General features: G+C 66.2%; 23 protein-coding genes, 1 pseudogene and 1 riboswitch. Of the genes and pseudogenes, 11 read left to right on the top strand and 13 right to left on the bottom strand.

All coding sequences use genetic code 11. The annotated features are described in order from the left end of the window. The first annotated feature begins 4 nt into the window (after window positions 1-4). A complete protein-coding gene (locus tag WFK36_RS03490) occupies window positions 5-766 on the top strand; it encodes an amino acid ABC transporter ATP-binding protein (RefSeq protein WP_336789705.1) in 762 nt (253 codons plus the stop codon). A gap of 10 nt (window positions 767-776) precedes the next feature. Here WFK36_RS03490 and WFK36_RS03485 read toward each other — a convergent pair whose 3' ends face one another. The 6 genes from WFK36_RS03485 to WFK36_RS03460 are packed head-to-tail and all read right to left on the bottom strand — an operon-like array spanning window position 777 to window position 6,055. Further along, window positions 777-1,700: a hypothetical protein gene (locus WFK36_RS03485; protein WP_336789703.1), complete on the bottom strand. Its 924-nt coding sequence runs from the start codon at window positions 1,698-1,700 to the stop codon at window positions 777-779. Beyond that, window positions 1,697-2,542, bottom strand: coding sequence for a Cof-type HAD-IIB family hydrolase (locus tag WFK36_RS03480; protein WP_336789701.1), 846 nt, complete (start codon window positions 2,540-2,542; stop codon window positions 1,697-1,699). Before WFK36_RS03480 ends, WFK36_RS03485 begins: the two co-directional genes overlap by 4 nt. A 9-nt stretch (window positions 2,543-2,551) precedes the next feature. After that, window positions 2,552-3,268: a (2Fe-2S) ferredoxin domain-containing protein gene (locus tag WFK36_RS03475; protein ID WP_336789699.1), complete on the bottom strand. Its 717-nt coding sequence runs from the start codon at window positions 3,266-3,268 to the stop codon at window positions 2,552-2,554. Next, window positions 3,265-4,056, bottom strand: a complete 792-nt coding sequence (locus tag WFK36_RS03470) for an ABC transporter ATP-binding protein (protein WP_336789697.1) — start codon at window positions 4,054-4,056, stop codon at window positions 3,265-3,267. The genes WFK36_RS03475 and WFK36_RS03470 overlap by 4 nt, the downstream gene beginning before the upstream one ends. Next, the gene (locus WFK36_RS03465; protein ID WP_336789695.1) at window positions 4,053-5,054 is read right to left on the bottom strand and encodes a FecCD family ABC transporter permease; all 1,002 of its coding nucleotides are present in this window, start codon (window positions 5,052-5,054) and stop codon (window positions 4,053-4,055) included. Before WFK36_RS03465 ends, WFK36_RS03470 begins: the two co-directional genes overlap by 4 nt. 35 nt (window positions 5,055-5,089) lie before the next feature. After that, window positions 5,090-6,055: an ABC transporter substrate-binding protein gene (locus tag WFK36_RS03460; protein WP_336789693.1), complete on the bottom strand. Its 966-nt coding sequence runs from the start codon at window positions 6,053-6,055 to the stop codon at window positions 5,090-5,092. Window positions 6,056-6,089: 34 nt separating this feature from the next. Next, window positions 6,090-6,289, bottom strand: a riboswitch (cobalamin riboswitch). Between the two features lie 31 nt (window positions 6,290-6,320). Here WFK36_RS03460 and WFK36_RS03455 point away from each other — a divergent pair. Next, window positions 6,321-7,469 (top strand): CapA family protein, encoded by a 1,149-nt coding sequence (locus tag WFK36_RS03455; protein ID WP_419717337.1) that lies wholly within the window; start codon window positions 6,321-6,323, stop codon window positions 7,467-7,469. On the opposite strand, the gene WFK36_RS03450 is transcribed toward WFK36_RS03455, so the two are convergent. Continuing rightward, the gene (locus WFK36_RS03450) at window positions 7,352-8,473 is read right to left on the bottom strand and encodes an iron-containing redox enzyme family protein (RefSeq protein WP_336789689.1); all 1,122 of its coding nucleotides are present in this window, start codon (window positions 8,471-8,473) and stop codon (window positions 7,352-7,354) included. The genes WFK36_RS03455 and WFK36_RS03450 overlap by 118 nt on opposite strands. A gap of 159 nt (window positions 8,474-8,632) precedes the next feature. Between WFK36_RS03450 and WFK36_RS03445 the strand changes: the two genes are divergently transcribed. Genes WFK36_RS03445 through WFK36_RS03425 form a run of 5 tightly spaced genes read left to right on the top strand, consistent with a single transcriptional unit; the run spans window position 8,633 to window position 11,094 of the window. Further along, window positions 8,633-9,214 (top strand): hypothetical protein, encoded by a 582-nt coding sequence (locus WFK36_RS03445; RefSeq protein WP_336789687.1) that lies wholly within the window; start codon window positions 8,633-8,635, stop codon window positions 9,212-9,214. A gap of 1 nt (window position 9,215) precedes the next feature. After that, entirely contained in the window at window positions 9,216-9,920 is a 705-nt protein-coding gene (locus WFK36_RS03440) for a HemK2/MTQ2 family protein methyltransferase (RefSeq protein ID WP_336789686.1), read from the top strand. After that, complete coding sequence (locus WFK36_RS03435) at window positions 9,917-10,135, top strand: CDGSH iron-sulfur domain-containing protein (protein ID WP_336789684.1); 219 nt, start codon at window positions 9,917-9,919, stop codon at window positions 10,133-10,135. The genes WFK36_RS03440 and WFK36_RS03435 overlap by 4 nt, the downstream gene beginning before the upstream one ends. Continuing rightward, window positions 10,132-10,743 carry a DJ-1/PfpI family protein gene (locus WFK36_RS03430; RefSeq protein WP_336789682.1) on the top strand — a complete coding sequence of 204 codons (612 nt, stop codon included), beginning with the start codon at window positions 10,132-10,134 and terminating at the stop codon, window positions 10,741-10,743. The genes WFK36_RS03435 and WFK36_RS03430 overlap by 4 nt, the downstream gene beginning before the upstream one ends. 33 nt (window positions 10,744-10,776) lie before the next feature. Beyond that, complete coding sequence (locus tag WFK36_RS03425; RefSeq protein WP_336789680.1) at window positions 10,777-11,094, top strand: GlsB/YeaQ/YmgE family stress response membrane protein; 318 nt, start codon at window positions 10,777-10,779, stop codon at window positions 11,092-11,094. Here the strand turns inward: WFK36_RS03425 and WFK36_RS03420 are convergent. After that, window positions 11,091-11,729, bottom strand: coding sequence for a response regulator transcription factor (locus WFK36_RS03420; RefSeq protein ID WP_336789678.1), 639 nt, complete (start codon window positions 11,727-11,729; stop codon window positions 11,091-11,093). The two genes, WFK36_RS03425 and WFK36_RS03420, sit on opposite strands and share 4 nt — an antisense overlap. Before the next feature lie 74 nt (window positions 11,730-11,803). Between WFK36_RS03420 and WFK36_RS03415 the strand changes: the two genes are divergently transcribed. Beyond that, entirely contained in the window at window positions 11,804-12,460 is a 657-nt protein-coding gene (locus WFK36_RS03415; protein ID WP_336789676.1) for a PAS and ANTAR domain-containing protein, read from the top strand. A gap of 7 nt (window positions 12,461-12,467) precedes the next feature. Here the strand turns inward: WFK36_RS03415 and WFK36_RS03410 are convergent, their stop codons facing one another. After that, window positions 12,468-12,935, bottom strand: a complete 468-nt coding sequence (locus WFK36_RS03410) for an SRPBCC family protein (protein WP_336789674.1) — start codon at window positions 12,933-12,935, stop codon at window positions 12,468-12,470. A 179-nt stretch (window positions 12,936-13,114) separates the two neighbouring features. On the opposite strand from WFK36_RS03410, the gene WFK36_RS03405 reads away from it, so the two are divergent. Next, window positions 13,115-13,486, top strand: coding sequence for a hypothetical protein (locus tag WFK36_RS03405; protein ID WP_336789672.1), 372 nt, complete (start codon window positions 13,115-13,117; stop codon window positions 13,484-13,486). 6 nt (window positions 13,487-13,492) lie between these two features. Here WFK36_RS03405 and WFK36_RS03400 read toward each other — a convergent pair whose 3' ends face one another. The 4 genes and pseudogenes from WFK36_RS03400 to WFK36_RS03385 all read right to left on the bottom strand — a co-directional run bounded on the left by WFK36_RS03400 (window position 13,493) and on the right by WFK36_RS03385 (window position 16,349). Then, window positions 13,493-14,248, bottom strand: coding sequence for a SigB/SigF/SigG family RNA polymerase sigma factor (locus WFK36_RS03400; RefSeq protein ID WP_336789670.1), 756 nt, complete (start codon window positions 14,246-14,248; stop codon window positions 13,493-13,495). Between the two features lie 182 nt (window positions 14,249-14,430). Further along, complete coding sequence (locus WFK36_RS03395) at window positions 14,431-14,856, bottom strand: ChaB family protein (RefSeq protein ID WP_336789668.1); 426 nt, start codon at window positions 14,854-14,856, stop codon at window positions 14,431-14,433. Between the two features lie 51 nt (window positions 14,857-14,907). Continuing rightward, window positions 14,908-15,758, bottom strand: a pseudogene (locus WFK36_RS03390) (SDR family oxidoreductase). A 36-nt stretch (window positions 15,759-15,794) separates the two neighbouring features. Next, a complete protein-coding gene (locus WFK36_RS03385) occupies window positions 15,795-16,349 on the bottom strand; it encodes a hypothetical protein (RefSeq protein ID WP_336789666.1) in 555 nt (184 codons plus the stop codon). Window positions 16,350-16,554: 205 nt separating this feature from the next. Between WFK36_RS03385 and WFK36_RS03380 the strand changes: the two genes are divergently transcribed. Then, entirely contained in the window at window positions 16,555-17,601 is a 1,047-nt protein-coding gene (locus WFK36_RS03380) for an ABC transporter substrate-binding protein (RefSeq protein ID WP_336789664.1), read from the top strand. Between the two features lie 135 nt (window positions 17,602-17,736). Continuing rightward, complete coding sequence (locus WFK36_RS03375; protein WP_336790943.1) at window positions 17,737-19,116, top strand: CitMHS family transporter; 1,380 nt, start codon at window positions 17,737-17,739, stop codon at window positions 19,114-19,116. The last annotated feature ends 2 nt before the right edge of the window (window positions 19,117-19,118 follow it).

Raw genomic sequence — 19,118 nt, 5'->3', positions numbered from 1 at the left:
CCTCGTGAGCACATCCACCACTCCGCTCGCGGCTACCGAGGCGGCGGTCTCTCTGACCGGCAAAGACCTTCACCTGGCGTTCGGTGACAACAAGGTGCTGCGGGGCGTCGACATCCAGGTCGACGCCGGTACGACGACAACTGTGATCGGCCCGTCAGGGTCGGGCAAGTCGACCCTCCTGCGAGTCCTGAACCGTCTCCACGAACCCCAGCAGGGCGACATTCTCGTCGACGGCCGGTCCGTTCTCGGCGACAACCCGGACGAGCTCCGACGGCGCATCGGCATGGTGTTCCAGCAGTTCAATCTGTTCCCCCACAAGACGGTGGCGCAGAACGTCGCCCTTGCGCCGCAGAAGCTGCGCGGGCTCGGCAAGGACGAGGCGTACTCGCTCGCCCTCGAACAGTTGGACGCCGTCGGCCTCAAGCACAAGGCCGACGTCCGGCCGTCCACTCTCTCCGGTGGACAGCAGCAGCGTGTCGCCATCGCACGTGCACTGGCGATGCGGCCGCAGATCATGTTCTTCGACGAGGCCACCAGCGCCCTGGACCCCGAATTGGTGAAGGGCGTCCTGTCGCTGATGGCGGAGCTGTCGAAGGAGGGCATGACGATGGTCGTCGTCACGCACGAGATGGGCTACGCCCGCGACGTCTCCGACAACGTGCTGTTCATGGACGAGGGACGAGTCGTCGAGACCGGGACGCCGGAGAAGTTGTTCACCGCCGCCGAGAGCGAACGCCTTCAGACGTTCCTGTCGCAGGTGCTCTGATCTGGGGCGTTCACCGCACGGCCGCGGTGAACGCCTCCGACCGGTAGAACGGCGCGAGCCTGCGTCGAAGGGCCGCTTCGATGAATCCGTGCCTGTCGATCTGCGCGATCACGTGCGGGCCGAAGCGGAGCGCCTCTTCGACGAGGTCGTCGTAACCCACGCCCAGTTCGGCGAGGAGTTCGTCGAGAGGCGTGTCGCCGTACGCCTCGAACACTTCGTCGACGCCTTCGGACAGCAGCGCCGCGAAGTAGTCGGTGTCGCGGAACGTCCGCCAGAACTCGAAGATCAGGACGACGACGTCTTCGACGTCTCCCGGTTCGACGAGAGTGCTCATCTCGCCGATGCTCTGATCGGCATTCGCCGCCCAGAGATCGCGGATGGTGGCGACGACGAGTTCGTCGGAGTCGGCTTTGTTCGCTTGCAACACGAATCGAGCGCCGCGACGCGTCACGTTCTCGACCGTCCCGTCGACCAACCGCCCGAGCTTCTCGGGCAGTCGTGACGAATCGACGGCGCGGTGCATCACGTCGACGGCGGCGTCGACTGTCGCCGGGCTGTCCAGGATCCGCTCGACGAGGCGTCGGGTGATGCCGAGGTCGGCGACGCCGGTGGCGAGGTCGTCGAAGTGTTTGCGATCGATGATGTCCGAGAGTCGGAGGTCGTCGTTCCGCGAATGCGCGTACAGCCGGGCCGCGACCTGCCCGACGAGTTCGGGGATGGCGCCTTCGACGGGGAATGCGATCGCGTATTTGTGGGCGACTGCTTTGATCATGTCGCGGGACACCGCTTGCGACAGCGTCAGGTGCGACGCGTCGGCGAGGAACGACGTGATCTCCTCGCGCGCCAGTTCGGTGAACGCCTGCGGATCGGCCAGCTGGCCTCGCAGGTACTCGACCTGCGCCTCGAGGAGCCGGGCTGCCAGGTCGTCGGTCATGCCTGAACTCTACCCAGCAGGCCCGTGAGCACGGTGACGACGCCGTGCTCGACGTTGGACGGCGCGCGGTGGCGGGCGGCGGCGGCGACCGTCGGGTGCGCGTTGGCCATCGCATACGAGCCGGCGGCCTCGCCGAGCATCTCGAGATCGTTCAGGTAGTCGCCGAACACGACGGTCTCTTCTGCGCTCACGCCGAGTTCACGCTGGAGACTGCGCACACCGACGGCCTTGTTGACGCCCTGCGCCGTGATGTCGATCCAGTGCTCCCCCGACACGACCAGGCTGTGGTGTTCGCCGAGCGGCGCGAGCACGTCGCGCGCGGTGGCCGCGGCATTCCCGAAGTCGTAGATCGCGATCTTCACGACGCCTTCGGGGTGCGCGGCGAGATCGTCGACGAGTGCGAGCTCCGCGCAGTACTCGGCAGCGTGCACGGCGAACGCCGGGTCGTCCGACTCGACGATCGCGCCGGCCACTCGACACAGGATCGCGCGGATGCCGCGGCCTCCGGCGTTGGCCTCACGGATGGTGTGGACGACGCTGGCGACGAAGTCGGGTTCCATCGTCGTCGAGTGCAGGAGTTCACCGCGGTGCATCGTCACGCCGCCGTTCTCGGCGACGTACGACAGCGTGTGCGGCACTGCATCGAAGAGCCTTGCGAGGCTTTGGTACTGCCGGCCGCTGGCCGGGACGAAGGCGATCCCCCTGGCCGTCATCTCATCGAGTAACGGCCAGAATCCGTCGGGGACGTCTCCGTTCTCGTCGAGAAGTGTGCCGTCCATGTCGCACACGACGAGCCGGACTCCATGGGACGAGCCGCCGCCGTCCGCTGTGCTTCCTTCCACGTCTCGATCCTATCGACGCCGCGGCGCGGACCATCGAGTGATCGGTGCGCCGCCGACGAGGTGCTCGTCGACGAGTTCATCCACTCGATCGGACGTGAGCCCGGCGTACCAGGTGTCGTCGGGATACACGACCGCGACAGGGGCCTGGTTGCACGGGAACATGCACCCGGTCAGCGTCACGAGGACGTCGTCGTCACCGAGCCCCCTCGCGTCGAGTGCCTCGGCGATCGCGTGCTGGGTCTCTCCGCTTCCCTGCGCCGAACACCTCGGACCTCGACAGAGCAGCAAGTGCCGGTTGAACGCCGGAACCTCCTGCCACGCCGGTGAGGTCAAGGGCGCCGTGGTGGCACGAGCGGGCGTCCCGCCGTGATCGATCGCCTCGACTAGAAGCCCTGCGTAGCCGGAGCCCTCCGACAGCGGTCGACCGATGCGCACGTCCGGTGGGTCGGTTCGCGTCCGAAGCCAATGCCCGATCACCCGCCGAAACCACGCGTCGGTCTTGCGGTCGATCACGGTCTGTCCGCTGACGACGAGCACTGTGGTCGCACCCGCGGCGGCCGCGTCGTCGAGAGCGTCGACGACGGTGGACTGCCCTCCGAGGACCGCGGTGCGAACAGTGATTCCGGGGAATCGGCGTCGGGCGTGTACCAGCGCCGCGGCCACCTCGTCGGCCGGATCGCCGCCCCGGTCGGTGGGTGCAGTGACGACGACCCAGTCCGCCGTCACCGTTTCGGCCCGTCGACGGTGCCGCAGGTGATGATGAGCGGTCTTCCGCTGCGCGGGTGTGCGACGACCTCGGCGTCGAGACCGTACACGTCGGCGAGGAGTTCACTCGTCAGGACCTCGTGCGGCGGGCCCTCGGCGACCAGCGCACCATGGTCGAGGATCACGAGTCGGTCGCAGAACTCCGCCGCAAGCGACAGATCATGAAGTGCGACGAGCGCGGTGCGCCCACTCTGTCGGACTCCGGCGAGCAGGTCGTACGCGGCCGCCGGGTCGAGGTGGTTGGTCGGTTCGTCGAGTACAAGCACCTCGGGACGTTGAGCGAGCGCCCGCGCGACCTGCGTCCGTTGCCGTTCTCCTCCGGAGAGCGTCTGCCAGGTGCGAGAACGCAGGTGGCTGATGCGCATCGCGGCGAGGTGATCGTCGACGTCGGCGACGCTCGAGGGCACCGCCCAGCCTGTCCGGTGCGGGATGGCGCCCAGCCCGACCACCTGTTCCACGGTGAGGTCGAGTTCGGTCGCCACATGCTGCTCGACGACGGCGACTCGTCGTGCGTACTCCCGGCGACCGAACTCCTCCACCGGCTGCCCGTCGATGCAGACCGTCCCCGACGACGGCCTGCGCCATCGGGCGACCAGCGAGAGCAGTGTGGTCTTGCCCGACCCGTTCGGCCCGATCAGACCGGTCACCGCCCCGGAGGGTGCAGTGCACGAGACCCCGTCAAGGAGAACCTTCGACTTCACATGGACACTCGCATCGATCACGCGGATCTCCGGAGGATGCTCGTTCACGCGGCGCCTCCTCTGCGCCGGAGCAGCCACACGAATGCAGGCACGCCGATCACGGCGGTGACCAGACCCACCGGGATCTCCTGGTGCGCTACGACGGTTCTGGCCAGTACGTCCGCCCAGACGAGCAGGAGCGCCCCGACCAGCAGCACCACGGGCAGCAACCGCACGTGCAGAGGCCCGACGATCATCCGCGCCGCGTGCGGCACCACCAAACCGACGAATCCGATGATCCCGCTGTGCGCCACCATCACCGCGGTGCAGACCGACACGATCGAGTACAGCAGCCACCTGGTGGCGGTGACGTTGACACCGAGCGACGTGGCACTGCGCTCACCGAATGCGAACGCATCGAGGGTTCTCGACACCAGCACGATCACCGCGGCGGCGACCAGGACCACGGTCAGGAGCAGCGGCATCGTCGACCAGCGTGCACCGGCCAGCGATCCGAGTGTCCAGCGCATGACCCGATCCGCGGCTCCAGTGTCGGCCCGCAGAATCATGATCGCGCTGAGGGCCGCGCCGGCTTGGGCGACGGCGACACCCGCCAGGATCAACCGGCCCGGCAGCAACGCGCCGGTCCGAGTGGTCGCGATCGCGAACACGGTGAGCAACGCCAGCATCGCTCCAGCGAATGCCGCGACCGACACCGCCGGACCGCCTGCCAGCCCGGCGACAGTGGTTCCGAGCGTGAGGACGGCCGTGGCGCCCACAGACGCCCCGGACGCGAGTCCGAGAATGTACGGATCGGCGAGGACGTTGCCCGTCAACGACTGCAGGACGGCCCCGCACAATGCCAGCCCGGCCCCCACCACCGCGCCCTCGACCACGCGGGGCAGACGCAGATCCACCACGATGTAGGCGGTGTTCGCATCAACACCCGACCCGATCCCGAACTGGCCCGCGACGGCTCGATACACCTCGCCGAGTCCGATGTCGGCCGAACCCGCGAACACCCCGACGCCCATGCTCACCACGAGCAGAACTGTCAGACCGACCATCCAGCCGAGGTAGGCCGAAGCCGATCTCGTGACGGTCAGCGCTTCGCCAACTGTTCGGACACGGTCACCGCCCCGTCGATGAGGCGGGGTCCCGGTGTGCTCGTCGAGAACGGCAGCACGACGAAAGACCCGGCCTTGACTGCCTTCAGATTCTTCAACACCGGATCGTTCTCCAGGTAGGTCCGCTTGGCCTGTGCCGTGTCCCACGAGGCGTCGGCCAGCACGATCACGTCCGGATCCGCCCGAACGACGCTCTCCCAATCCCCGTCGGCCCAGTTGCCGTCGATGCCAGCGAACACGTTTCGGGCGCCGACCGCGTCGATGATCAACTGCGGGCCGCCCTTCCCACCGCCGACGTAGGGCGTGGTGGTTCCACTGTCGTACCAGAAGATCGACTTGCCACGCCCGGCCGCTGACGCCTCGACGGCCGCGAGTTCGTCACGCATCCGTTCGTTGACCGCGTCTGCCTCATCCGTGCGGCCGAACAGCACACCGTTGTCGGAGGTCTCGCCGGCGATCGCATCCCACGACGACTCGGCACGCTTGGTCTTGTCGTTGCACGCGAACGGCGACACGTAGGTGGCGATGCCCAGAGCGTCCAACTCGTCCTGGCTGCCGAGAGCCTTCTCGTCGAACGCCGTGCCGTACGACGCGAGGAGCAGATCGGGCTTACGCGTGATCACGGTCTCGCGGTCCGGGAACTCCTTCGCGAGCACTGGAATCTTGTTGTAGGCCTGCTCCCACTGCGGCGCGATCGTGTCGTCGAGATATGCGGTGCCTATCAGCTGTTCACCTGCACCGATCGACAGGGCGGTCTCGGTCGCTCCTTGGTTCAACGTGATCGCGGCCTTCGCCGAGGCGCTCAACGACACTGTCCGGCCGCAGTTCTGCACGGTGATCGCGCCCGACGTCGTCTCGTCACCGCCGTTCGTGCTTGTGCAGCCGGCCAACAACAACGACATCGCGGCGATCGAGGCGCCGACTGTGAAACGGGTACGCAAAGTACGCCCGCCTTCCATTACTCGTGGAAAACCTATTCGGGGGTCGGTCACGGCCGGTCTCCTGGCTCAACAGGGTCTACCGGCGGAACAACCTTCCCGGGCGCTGCCCAGTGGCTGAAGACGTTGACTTCTCGGTCCCGCCGGACCTGCTCACAGTGGCGAGTACCGCGCCGGTTTCTCACCGGACTTCCCGAACACCGTGACGTCGGAGTGATCGTACCCGAGTTACACCGTTCGACGGCTTGCAGCGGTCTGCGCAACCGGGTTGGATGTTCGGGTGCGATCGGGACGAATCGGCTTCTGTGCCGTGATGATGACGGCCGTGTCAGCCGTCGGCGGAAGCGCCGCTCCGCTGATGTTGCAGTCGGTCGACAGCGCGGCGTTCGCAGCCGAGACATCCCCTGTCCCGACCGAGCAGAACGTTCCGAGCACCAGGACCATCACGATCAGCTGGGTCGGTGACAACATCCTCGGCACCGACAAGGATTTCGGCGGGGGCACCCTCCCCGAACTGTGGGCCCGCGCAGGCAAGTCTCCCGACTACTTCTTCCAGAACGTGAAACGTTACTTCACCGCGGACGATCTGACCGTGGCGAACTTCGAGGTCGCCCTCACCGGCGAGCGCCGCGAGCGGTACAAGGGCGACGGTGAGACCTACCACTTCTACGGCGACCCCGCGGTCGCCGAGTCGCTGCCCGCCGCCGGGATCGACGTCGTCACATTGGCCAACAATCACACCTTCGACTACGGCCAGGCGGGCTTCGACGACACCACTCGCGCGTTGGACGCCGTCGGCGTCGATTACGTCGGAACCGGCCACGAGTCGGAGGGCTCGACGTACGACTTCCGCGTGATCCGCGATGTGAAGGGTGTCCGGGTCGGACTCGTCGGCTATCAAGCCTGGGCCGACACCGTGCCATTCCGTGCCAAAGTCCGCACCGACTTCTCAACCCTCCGGGCGGAGGGTGCACAGGTGGTGATCCCGTTCTTTCATTGGGGAATCGAGGCGGAGAATCGGCCGTACGAGGTGCAGACCTCACTCGCCGAGTTCGCGATCGATCAGGGCGCCGACGCCGTCATCGGCACACATCCGCACGTGCTCCAGTCGATGTCGACGTACAAGGGCAAGTTGATCGCCTACTCGCTCGGCAACTTCTCATTCGGCGGCAACACCAACCCGTCCGACAAGCGCACCATGATCCTGCAGACTCGCCTCACCGTCACCGGCGAGCGAGTGTCGGGATCGGAGTACCGGGTGATCCCGACCCGCCTGTCGCGCGACGCCGGATTCAACGACTACGTGCCGACGCCGTACCGCGGTGCCGAGAAGGCCGAGACGCTGGAGTTCATCAACGAGATCTCCCCCGACCTGCACGGTCGGATCGGAACCAGGTTCCGACCCGTGGAGTCCTGACCCATCAGAGGCTCGCCCGTCTCCCACGCGGTGGTGAAGGCGGCGTCCAGACGGTTCTCCACCACCTGCAACGCTCTGATCCCGAACAGCACGTCGTCGTGCAGGGACGGCTCGTCCGCGAGCAGGGAGGCGACCACCTCGTCTCGCATGACGATTTCGTGGACGGCATCGGCCTCGACGTGCTCGCGGTAGAAACATCGTGCGGGTTCGGGGGCGTCGATCCGGTCGAGTCCGGCGAGCAGCCAGGCCGATCCCACCGGCGACGTCACCTCGGTGGCCGCGAAATGTCCGACCGTCGCGCCGCGCCGTGAACGACGAAGCCCCAGGCACGACATCAGATTGACCGGTGCCAGAACCACCGCCGGGGCCGCGTCCAGATACGCCAGGTAGCCGTCGTCGAGGTTCATCGACGACAACAGTTCGGCGAACAGTTCCTGATGCACGCGTTCGCCTCGACCGGCTCCGTACTCGTCGTACTCCACCGCGACGAACGCCGCCTTCGCCGTACGACTCAGTCGCGGGATCGCCCACGCGTGCGGGTCCGCCTCCTTCAGGTGATACATGGAGCGAGCCGCGAAATAGTCGTTGAACTCGTCCTCGGTGCCGTGCCTCTTCAAGTGCGCGGTCACGCCCGACGGCACAGCACGCGCCAGGGCGCCCAACTGATCGTCCGCAGATCCCTCACCGAGGAGCTGAGCCGCCTCATCGGCGACCGCGTCGAGGAACATGTCCTCCAGACGGGTTCGCGCACTGATGACGGCGGGATCCCACTCACAGTCTCGTCCTGCGTCGGACCACCCACGATAGTGCAGTTCGTGGCATACGAGGAGCGCGAGCTGAACGTCCTCACCCCATGGATCGAGGTCGTCCGGGACATCGATCGCCGTCGGCGCATCGCCTGTCGATGCACGAACCGCATTCACGATGCGCTTCGACACCGGGCCGCGAGAATCGGGCAGCGAACGTTGAGCGCGGCGTGTCGGTGTCTGGGTCTGTCGAGTCACGATTGGTCACCTGCCTGTGGTTTCGGGAGCCGGACCGCCGATGACCGGGTACCCGGTCGTGCGGGGCTCCAAACCAGGATTGACTCCGGCTCGTTCCGGGTACCCCAGGATCACCACAGTTTCGCACCGACGAGCGCCGCACGAACGCAAGGAGGTTCCATGAGAGACACCGCGCTGCTTCACCGCTCCGGAGTTGTCGTATCCGGGGAGGCCGTCGTCGACGCCGACCACCTCCCGATCCGCTCGGGACCGGTCACGGTCCGCCTGTCCAAGGCTCTCGGGCTCCCCGGGTTGCTGCCCGACACTGTCGGGGCCGCACTACGATTCCCCTCGGTCGGCTGGGACCTGGTGATGTCCGGGCCCGAACGACGGATCGCGGGGATTCCGGTGATGCGGCCCGCGCTCCACTGGAACGAGGTCCCGCTGACGGCACACGGACAGTTCCGATACCGCGGCCGAACGTGGCGAGTGTCCGGCCGACTCCGCACACCGCAGGTCGGCGCAGGCCTTGATCTCGAGAGCCTCGGTCGTGGACTCGCACACGCTCCGGCAGTCCTCGAACTGACCGGAAGCCCACACGGACGGCCGAGTGTGCCGTTGGGATCAGTCGAATTCGGAGGCGAGCCGGTGACCGACGACGTCGCCGAGTTCGATTCGACGTCGGTCCCCGACGACATGCGGCCTGTCCGCGACTGGTGGGACGACCTGCGGCATGCCGCGTATCGCGGGCGGAACGGCTGACATGGCATTCCCGCTGACGTCGCCGGACGCGTCCGTCGCACCGGGGAACGATCACGAGGTCTACCGCCCGCAGGAGGACACCGATCTCCTCATAGACGCGTTGTCATCGGTCGACCTCTCCGGTGCCACGATGCTCGATCTGTGCACCGGGTCGGGTGCGGTGGCGATCGCGGGTGCACTCCGGGGAGCCGCGGTGACCGCGGTGGACTCGTGCCCGCACGCGGTGGATGCCACGCGCCGCGCTGCCACCCGCGACGGGGTGGACGTCGCTGTCATGTGGTCCGATCTGACTGCAGTGGACCAGACCGGATTCGACCTCGTCACCTGCAACCCCCCGTATGTTCCGACACCCCCGGGAACGGAGTCGTCCGTCGTCGGACCGATCCATGCGTGGAACGCCGGGCCGGACGGTCGAGCCGTGCTCGACGTGGTCTGCGCGATACTTCCCCGGCTGTTGGCGGAGCACGGCACAGCGCTGATCGTCCAGTCCGAGCTCGCAGGCGTGGACACGTCCGTGGCGGCGCTGCGAGATGCCGGGCTGCGGGCGAAGGTCGTTCGTGAACGGCTGATCCCGTTCGGGCCGGTCGTCGAGTCGCGTCGCGCACTCCTGATCCGAGACGGCCTGCTCGACTCCACGAGCGACAAGGAGTCGATCGTCGTCATTCGCGCGCAGCGCATTCCCGGGTCGGCGGGGACGTCGACATGACGCACGCCGACGGTGCGGCGCGCCGGGTCAGGGTAGTACCGAAGGGACCGATCCTCGTCGAGGGACCGGTCGACGTGGAATGCGCCGACGGCTCCACCATCCACTGTGACCGATTCAAAGTAGCGATCTGCGCGTGCGGGCTCAGCGCGACGGCACCGTTGTGCGACGCGAGCCACCGTCGGCGGATCAACCGTGAGGAGAGGAGAAGGCGATGACCGACGACGACCCGATCTATGAGGACTCCGCACCACAGGCGCCTCCGGCCGGCAGGCCGCTCGACGGGGCGGTGGTGGCGATTCTCGCCACCGACGGCGTCGAGGAGATCGAGCTGACGGCGCCTCGGGAAGCCGTGGAGCGGGCAGGCGCTCGAACGGTGCTGGTGTCCCTTCACGACGGCGAGATCCAGGCGTTCCACAAAGACGTCGAGCCTGCCGGGCGCCACCCCGTCGACAAGGTGATCACGGACGTGTCGGTGGCCGATTTCGACGCGCTGATACTCCCCGGCGGAACGACGAACCCCGACAAGCTGCGCCAGAACGTGCACGCCGTCGACTTCGTTCGAGGATGCATGCACGCGGAGAGACCGACGGGGGTGATCTGCCACGGCGGGTGGACTCTCGTCGAAGCCAATGTCGTCGCGGGACGCACCCTCACCAGCTACCCGAGCATCAGAACCGACATCCGGAACGCGGGAGGCACAGTGGTCGACGGCGAAGTCGTCGTCGACGGTGGGCTCGTGTCCAGTCGAGATCCAGATGACCTTCCCGCGTTCTGCGCCAAGATCGTCGACGTCTTCCGGTTGAACTGTCGCAGTTCCGGGTAACCCCACTTGTCCAACAATCAAGGAGGTACTGCCATGTCTGATGTTCAACTCGCGGCCGTCGACGTTCTCGCGAAGTCGTCGACGTTCACGTCCGTCGGCTGGATCGGCTACATCATCATCGGAGGTCTCGCCGGCTGGCTGGCGAGCAAGGTGATGGGCACCGATGCCCAGATGGGGCTGCTGGCGAACATCGTGGTCGGCGTGATCGGCGCTCTGCTCGGCGGGTTCCTGCTGAGCTTCTTCCTCGACACGGCCAGCGGCGGAATGTGGTTCACGTTCTTCACCGCACTGCTCGGATCGATCATCCTGCTTGCGATTCTGCGAGCCTTCTCCGGAAGGCAGGTCCGCTAGGGTCTCGGCTGGTCGGGCACAAAGCCGTGCTGTGCGCCCCACAGCACGGCTTGTACCCGAGTGGACACTCCGATACGGCGGTAACACGTGCGGATGTAGGTCTTGACGGAGTTGATCGACAGTCCCGTTCGACCCACGATGTCCGCATTGCTCAGGCCCTGTGTGATGAGGGCCAACGCCTCGGCCTCACGTTGAGTGAGGCCTTCTTCGCGTCCCGGCCAGTCCCCCGCGGTGGACACCGCGGTCTCCGCTCGGCCCGGGAACACTCGAGGAGTGTCGTCGGCTCCGTGGATCTTCTCCAGCGCGTCGACCAATTCGGCGGCCGGCAGCTTCTTGGACAGGAAAGCGGTGGCGCCGTTCTCCAGAGCCGCTGCCACCGTCGGCTCCGAGACCTCCCAGGAGTACACCACCACCCGGCCCACCTTGTTGTTCGTCAGCAGCGTGTCGATCGTCTGCCGATCGGCGGGCGGGTTCGCGAACGAGTCGTACAGGGCGATGTCCACCGGCTCCGAGACGTCACCCGAGGTGGACAACGCCTGCACACTCACCCGGTGTGAGTACAGCCTGAGCATGGTCGCAAGGCCTCTGACGACAACGTCGTAGTCGTCGATGATGGCTACCCTGATCGGTCCCATAACTCAACCGTACCCACCCTGGATACACCCCTGAGGGTGAGCCGCTTAACCCCCGCACTCTTTATCGTCGGATCGTGCAACGACAACTCGACCACCCGGCCGCCGAGCATCCGGCGTTCCGGTACGGCCGATTCTGGTACTACCGGGACGAGGACCGCTGGGAGTGGTCCGATCAACTCGCCCGACTGCACGGTTACGAGTCCGCGGAGGCGGTCGCCCCCACGATCGACCTGCTCCTCGCTCACAAGCATCCCGACGACAGGGAGCGTGTGGCCGATCTGATCGAACGAGTCCGGAGTGCGGGCGAGCCCTTCAGCAGTCAACATCGCATCGTCGACCGGCTCGGGTCGGTCATCCCGGTGATTGTCGTCGGCGACCTCATGCACGATCCCGAGGGACGTCGGCGCGGAACCTTCGGCTTCTACGTCGCGGCGTCGGCAGACGGCGACACCGCAGACGGGAGCGGTTCGCGGGGCCGCATGGACATCGACGAGATGGTCCGTCGACGCGCGACGATCGAGCGGGTGAAAGGCGCGTTGATGCTCGCCTATCGACTCAACGCTCAGCAGGCATTCGATCTGCTCGTCTGGCGTTCACAGGAGTCGAATGTGAAGCTTTACGCGCTTGCAGCGGCGATCGACGCCAGGCTCGCCGACGTCGACCTGCCGTCGCGGGCGCGCTCCAGCGTCGACCGCATCGTCCTCAGCGCGCACGAAGACGTATCGCCGTGACGGTCCTCTAGTCTGTCGCGGCCTGAGCCGCGAGCCTCGACAGAGTGTCGTGAAGGTCTCGCTCGGAGACGAGAGGAAAGCCGACCTTCTCCAGAAGGCTCTTTTCGGTCACCTTCGACCAGTCGTAGGTGTGGCGGACCAGAGTCTCGTCGGGACCTTGCGACTCGAGTTCCCAAACCCATTCCCAGCCGGGCGGCTCGGTTCCCGCCGGGGCCGTCTTCCACGCGAGCAGCTTGTCTTTGACGTATCCGGTCACGTGGTTGTCGGTCTGGTACTCCCCACCCATGTGGGAGCCTTCCATGTTCATCGTGAAGACGTCGCCGACGTGTTGGATCCGGTCGGCGTGATCGACGCCTCTGATGAACCCCGATCCGTCGAGCGACTGGTGCCGCTCGGGGTTGCTCAGCACGTCGAATACACGATCGACCGGTGCGTCGATGACTCGTTCCACTGTCACACTCGTTTGATCGCTCATGACTCCACCGTGCCGAAACTCGGCCGACTCGGCAACCCTCCACGACCGATGTTTGACTCCACGGCGACCGGGTACCCGTATTCGCAAGGCGAACAGTCCTGCCAGGGAAGGAGTACCGACATGGACATCTGCAAACTCTGCGAATGCACGTCGATCGCAGCGCTCAGAGGACTCCCGTCATGACCGCCGACGGCACACCCGGTCTCGGTGACGACGGCATCGACGATCCTGTCGAGGCCCACGCGCCGGCCGCCAGTGTCCGACCGCTCAAAGCGATGGGACTCGTCGGATACGGACTGTTGCTGCTGGCATTGGCGTTCTTCGCGATCACGCTCGTCGCCGCCGGTTTCGACTGGGCGTTGACGCCGTGGGTGATCGCGACGGTGGCCTGCGGGATCGCCGGGCTGGGATTCCTCGCCGCAGTGCGCGTCACGCTCGCGCGACACCCGGCCCACGACCGTCCGCAACACGACCCGCTGATCCCCGAGGTTACTGAGGAGGAGGCGCTCGACTACGAGCAACACCACCACGGGCGTCCCGACACCCGGTGAGGCCGGTCAGGCCGCGGTCAGTTCCTGCCGCAGGTCGGCGATCGATTTCCGGAGCAGTCGAGACACGTGCATCTGGGACAGCCCAGTCCGTTCGGCGATCGCGCTCTGCGACAGGTCCTCGAAGTACCGTAGGCCGAGGATCCGACGTTCACGATCCCGAAGCCGCGCGAGGGCCGGCCTCAGGGCGTGCGTGTCGTCGACGACGTCGTAGCGCCCGTCGACGTCGCCGATCCGCTCGGACGACGGCCTGTCGCAGTCGCCCGCAGGACTGTCCAACGACACCGTCGAGGACGCAGCCGATGCGAGGCGCGCTTCGTCGATGTCGGCGACGTCGACGTCCAGTTCTGCGGCGAACTCCGCCCGCGTCGGCGATCTCCGCAGCTGATGTGTCAGCTGTGCCTCGGCAATTCCCATCCTCAACGCCAACTCCTTGACCCGCCGAGGTGTTCTGAGCATGGCGGTCTTGTCCCTGAAGTGGCGTCGGACCTCTCCCATGACCGTCGGCACGGCGAACGACAGGAAGTCGGCGCCGCGTGAGGGTTGGAACCTGTCGACGGCCTGGATGAGACCGAGTCGCGCGACCTGTACGAGGTCGTCGTGACTCTCCCCGCGGCCCGCGAACCGCTGGGCGATGTGCTGTGCGAGTGGAAGGCTCTCCACCACCGCCCGGTCGCGAAGGGCGGCGCGTCGCGGATCGTCGTCGTTCAGAGTGTCACGTTCAGCGAGGAGATCGCTCACGTGGTCGTACTCGTTGTCCTTCATTCCTGAGCTCCTTCTGACGTCGACCGCAAGAAGGCTGACGCACATGGCGTCGCCTGCTGTGCGGTGATGTGAATGCCCGGACGCACGCGGCGTCTCAATGGCACGGAACTCGGCTGGTGGTTGAACCGAGTGACATCGACGCTACTCTTCGCGGGGGCGTCTCGGAAGGAGTTCGACCGAAATCAGGACCGTTTCGAACGGTCTGCGGCTTTGCGGTTCGCCCGCTCGATCGCATTCACCAGTTCGGCCTTGCGCATCGTCGATCGTCCGCGGATGTCGAGATCGCGAGCCACCTGCATGAGGTGCTTCTTCGAGGCCTCCGCGTCGACGCCTCCATGGCTCTCGCCGGAGGCGTCCGGGCCACCGCTCCGATCACGCTCATCGGATGGGCCCCGCTTCTTCTTCGCGACCCACCGGTCGCCGACTCTCTCGTACGAGTGCTTCAGCGCGCTGTAGGCGACGCGATGCGCGGACTCCTCCGAGCCGTACTCTTCGAGCGCACTGTCGTGCGCCTCGGCGAATGTGCGCTGCGCCTTCTTCGGCGATCTGGCGACGGTGTCGGGCAGTTCACTCTTCCGGGGGCGGCCCTTCTCATCTGTCTTCGGCATCTGACGTCATCCTCCTCATTCTCGTGGGTGAGTGCCGGCGACGCGTGTCCGTCAACCGGGATGGGTCTCTCCGCCGATGGGCGCCAGCACTTCACCCGTGTAGTACGACGACAGCTGGGGCGCGGCGAAGAAGACGTACGACGGGGCGATCTCGTCCGGCTGCGCGGCCCGACCCATCGGGGCCTGCTCGCCGAAGGTCTCGACCTGGTCGGCTTGCAGAGTCGCCGGGATCAGCGGAGTCCAGACAGGTCCCGGCGCGACGCAGTTGACTCGGATCTGCCGGTCCATCAGCGCCTGAGCCAGCGACATGGTGAACGCGTGGACGGCGCCTTTGGTAGCCGAGTAGTCGATGAGAGTCTTGTTGCCGCGCAGCCCGTTGACCGACCCGGTGTTGATGATCGCTCCGCCCGGTGTCAGGTGGTCGAGCGCTGCCCGGGTGGTGTGAAAGCAGCTGTCGATGTTCACCGCGAACGTGCGCGACCACTGCTCGTCGGTCAATTCCGACAGGTCGTCCACCGGCGCCTGGTAGGCGACGTTGTTGACCAGGATCTCGAGTCCGCCGAGGTCAGCCACAGTGCGTTCGACCACGTCGGTGCACGCGTTCCGGTCGGCGAGATCACGGCGGTACGCGACGCCGCGTCAGCCTTCCGCCTCGACGAGTTCCACCGTCCGGCGCGCGTCGTCGTCTTCGGAGAGATAGGCGATGGCGACGTCTGCGCCCTCTTTTGCGAACGCGGCCGCCACTGCTCGTCCTATGCCGGAGTCACCGCCGGTGATGAGGGCTCGGCGACCCTCCAACAGCCCTCTCCCGACGTAATCTCTCATCGAGTCTTGGGCTGCTCGCTCATCGCATCGGTGTGGCCCGGGTACGGGATCGTCTGATCGTCGTCGTGATTCGTCATGCGAGACGGGTTCCCCACGTGCGGGGCAGGGAAACATCAGGCGATGTCTGCGCACACCCCGGTGGTCTGTCCGGCGACCACATTGCCGCCTCCAGTGGCCCGATCGACGGCGTCGCAATCCAATGCCCCACGCACGTTGGTGCGGGTGAGAGTCGCGGTCCGCGCCGACGAGATCTCCAGCGAGCCGCGAACCGTCGTCGCCCGCACGGTCACCGTGTTCTCAGACCGGATGGAGAGGGTGCCGCCGACCGTTGACCCGACGACCGTCACCGGGCCCGACGCGATGATCTTCGCCGAACCCGTCACCGTGACGTTGACGAGCTTGACGACCCGTTGTCCGTCGAAGGCGACGTCGTGGTCGATGGTTCCACCGGTGAGCACACACGCCTGGTCGCCTTCGGTCCGACCACGGGCTTTGCACAGCTCTTCCGCGCGTGTGTTCGGGGTCTCCTGACGAGCCGTCGGCGCGGCCGTCTCGGTGACGGTCACGGTGTCCGTCTCCTTCACTTGACCTGCGATGTCGTCCCGTCCGCACGCGGCGGTCCCCAGAATCATCGTCATCAGGGCCACTGCACCGACCAGGCGTCGCATCTCATTCCTCCCGAGCGGTCCCCGCGCCGCCCGTCGGCGCGTTCTCGGTCCAGACGTTACCTGTGACCGTTCGTGTCGGCGTACCCCTACAGGGTCGGACCGGCGACGAACGTTGTCCGCTGCTCGACAGTCGCTCTCAATACGCTCCCTCTCGAGGGTGATGCCATCCCCACCGAATCAGTCCGACAGGCAGGAAGAACCCACCATGCGGAACTCGCGCATAGTCGTCGTCATCACGGCCATCGCCGCCCTTCTAGCAACGACGGTGGGATGTGCCGCGTCGAACGACGACACGGCGGGCGGTACTCACGTCTTCGCCGAACCGGAAGCCGGCGCGTACCCGGTCACGTTGCAGCACGCATACGGATCGACGACGATCGACGCTCAGCCGAAACGAGTTGTTGTCATCGGGTGGTCGGGAGCGGACATCGCCGTCGACCTCGGGACTGTCCCCGTTGCGCAAGGCACCGCCGCCAGCAGCGCGGGTGGCTCCTATTATCCGTGGTTCAAGGAGGCTGTTGAGAAGCTCGGTGCACCCCTGCCCGCGGTCGACGAATCACTGGAACGTGGCGAGGTAGACCTCGAGTACGTGCTGTCTCAGCAACCCGATCTGATCCTGGCGGTCAACTCGGGAATCACTGAGAAGGAGTACAACCGACTGAGCGAGATCGCACCCACCGTCGCCTTCCCCGGCGAAGCATGGTCGGCATCGGCGGAGGAGCACGTTGAGATCATCGGCAAGGCCCTCGGTCGTCCCACCAAAGCCGCAGAGATCCGACGGGACTTGACCGCGACCCTGGCACGAACAGGCGCCGACCATCCCGAACTCGCCGGAAAGACATTCATCAGTGGCTTCGCGCCCGGCGACGACGGGCAGTCGATCGTCTTCTCCACCACCGACGCACGCGTGCAGACGCTCGTTGAACTCGGCATGCGTCCGCTTCCGGCGGCCGTCGACCTGCAGCATGCGGCAGGCGACCCGAGCAGCTTCAATGTGAGCCTCGAGCAGTTGCTCCCGCTTGCACCAGATCTGTTTCTCACTGTGTCGACCCGCGCGGAGCTCGACGAGGTGGGGCGGACCCACACCGCCTTCGCGCGATGGGCGCCGATCGCCGACAACCGCGTCGCCCTCATCGAGGACAAGAACGTGGGCCTCGCGTTCTCCACCGCGACACCGCTGGGCCTCCGATGGGGGCTCCCTCAGATCGTGTCCGCACTTTCGGCTGCAGCGAAAACCCCGGCACGCCCCTGATCTGCGGTTTCTCGTGCGAGCGAAAAGCTCAAAACGAGACTTACGAGCACAAGAGTGACTGTGATCGGCATTACTCTCAGACTCGTTCTCGAGCCCGCGTCACTCCCGATGCGGAATGGACGAATCGAGACGACGATGCTGGTAGCCCTCGGCCTGGGGATGGTGGCCGTGTTCATGTTCCTCATCATGACCAAACGTGCGACGCCGGTCGTCGCGCTGATTCTGGTCCCGACCGCATTCGGCCTGTTCGCCGGCGCAGGTCTGGGCATCAGCGACATGATCTCGGACGGGATCAAGGACCTCGCTCCCACAGCCGCGATGCTCTTCTTCGCGATCATCTTCTTCGGCATCATGATCGACGTCGGCCTGTTCGACCCGATCGTGCGGGCGGTCGTTCGACTCGTGCGAAACGACCCTGCTCGGTTGGTCGTCGGAACCGCGGTCCTCGCGGCCGTCGTATCCCTCGACGGCGACGGATCGACGACGTTCATCATCGTCACGTCGGCATTGCTGCCGTTGTACATGAAACTCGGGGTGAGCCCCGTGGTCCTCACCGTCGTAGCGGGACTGGCGAACGGGACGATGAACATCCTCCCCTGGGGCGGCCCGACAGCTCGTGCGGCATCGGCGTTGAAGATCGACGCCGCGGACGTGTTCGTGCCGATGATCCCGGCGTTGGTCGCGGGCATGCTTGTTGTGCTCGCGTTCTCGTACCATCTCGGTGTGATGGAGCGACGCCGCGTCGGCCGCCTCGAAATCCGCGAATCGGTGCTCGTCGGCCACGCGGTCAGCGGTTCGTCGACACCTCCGACGGGAGGCTCCGGAACGGTCGAGGCCGGTGGACCGTCCGACGGCGGCAGTGCGTTCTCCGGCGTCCTCGACCCGAATCGTCCGACCCTGCGGCCACGCCTGCTCTGGGTCAACGCCGGCCTCACGGTCGCGCTGCTCGCGGTGCTCGGCGCCGATGTCGTCTCGATTCCCGTGCTCTTCATGATCGCGTCCGGCCTGGCTCTGGTGATCAACTTCCCGCACGTCAAAGATCAGCAGGAAGCCATCACGCGCCATTCCTCGTCGATCGTGTCGGTCGTCGCCATGGTGCTCGCCGCCGCCGTCCTGACAGGCGTCTTCACCGGCACCGGCATGGTCGACGCCCTCGCACACTGGCTGACCGGAGCCATCCCCGACTGGATGGGCCCACACCTGGCGATCGTCACCGGCCTGTTGTCGATCCCCATGACTTTCTTGATGAGCAATGACGCGTTCTACTTCGGCGTGCTGCCAGTGCTCTCGGAGACTGCGTCGAAGTACGGCATCGACCCGGCAGAGATGGCGCGTGCGTCGATCACCGGCCAGCCTGTTCACATGCAGAGTCCCTTGGTCCCCGCGATTCTGCTGCTGGTCGCTCTCGCCGCTGTCCCCCTCGCCGACCATCACAAGAAGGTGCTCTGGCGTGCAGCGGTGGTGTCGGTGACCATGCTCGTCGTCGGCGTTGTGGTCGGCGTGATTCCCTTCTGACG

It is taken from the genome of Gordonia malaquae, assembly GCF_037148075.1.
Taxonomy (GTDB): Bacteria; Actinomycetota; Actinomycetes; order Mycobacteriales; family Mycobacteriaceae; genus Gordonia; species Gordonia malaquae.
The sequence above is the reverse complement of the archived record's forward strand: the minus strand, read 5'-3'. Positions and strand labels throughout refer to the sequence as shown.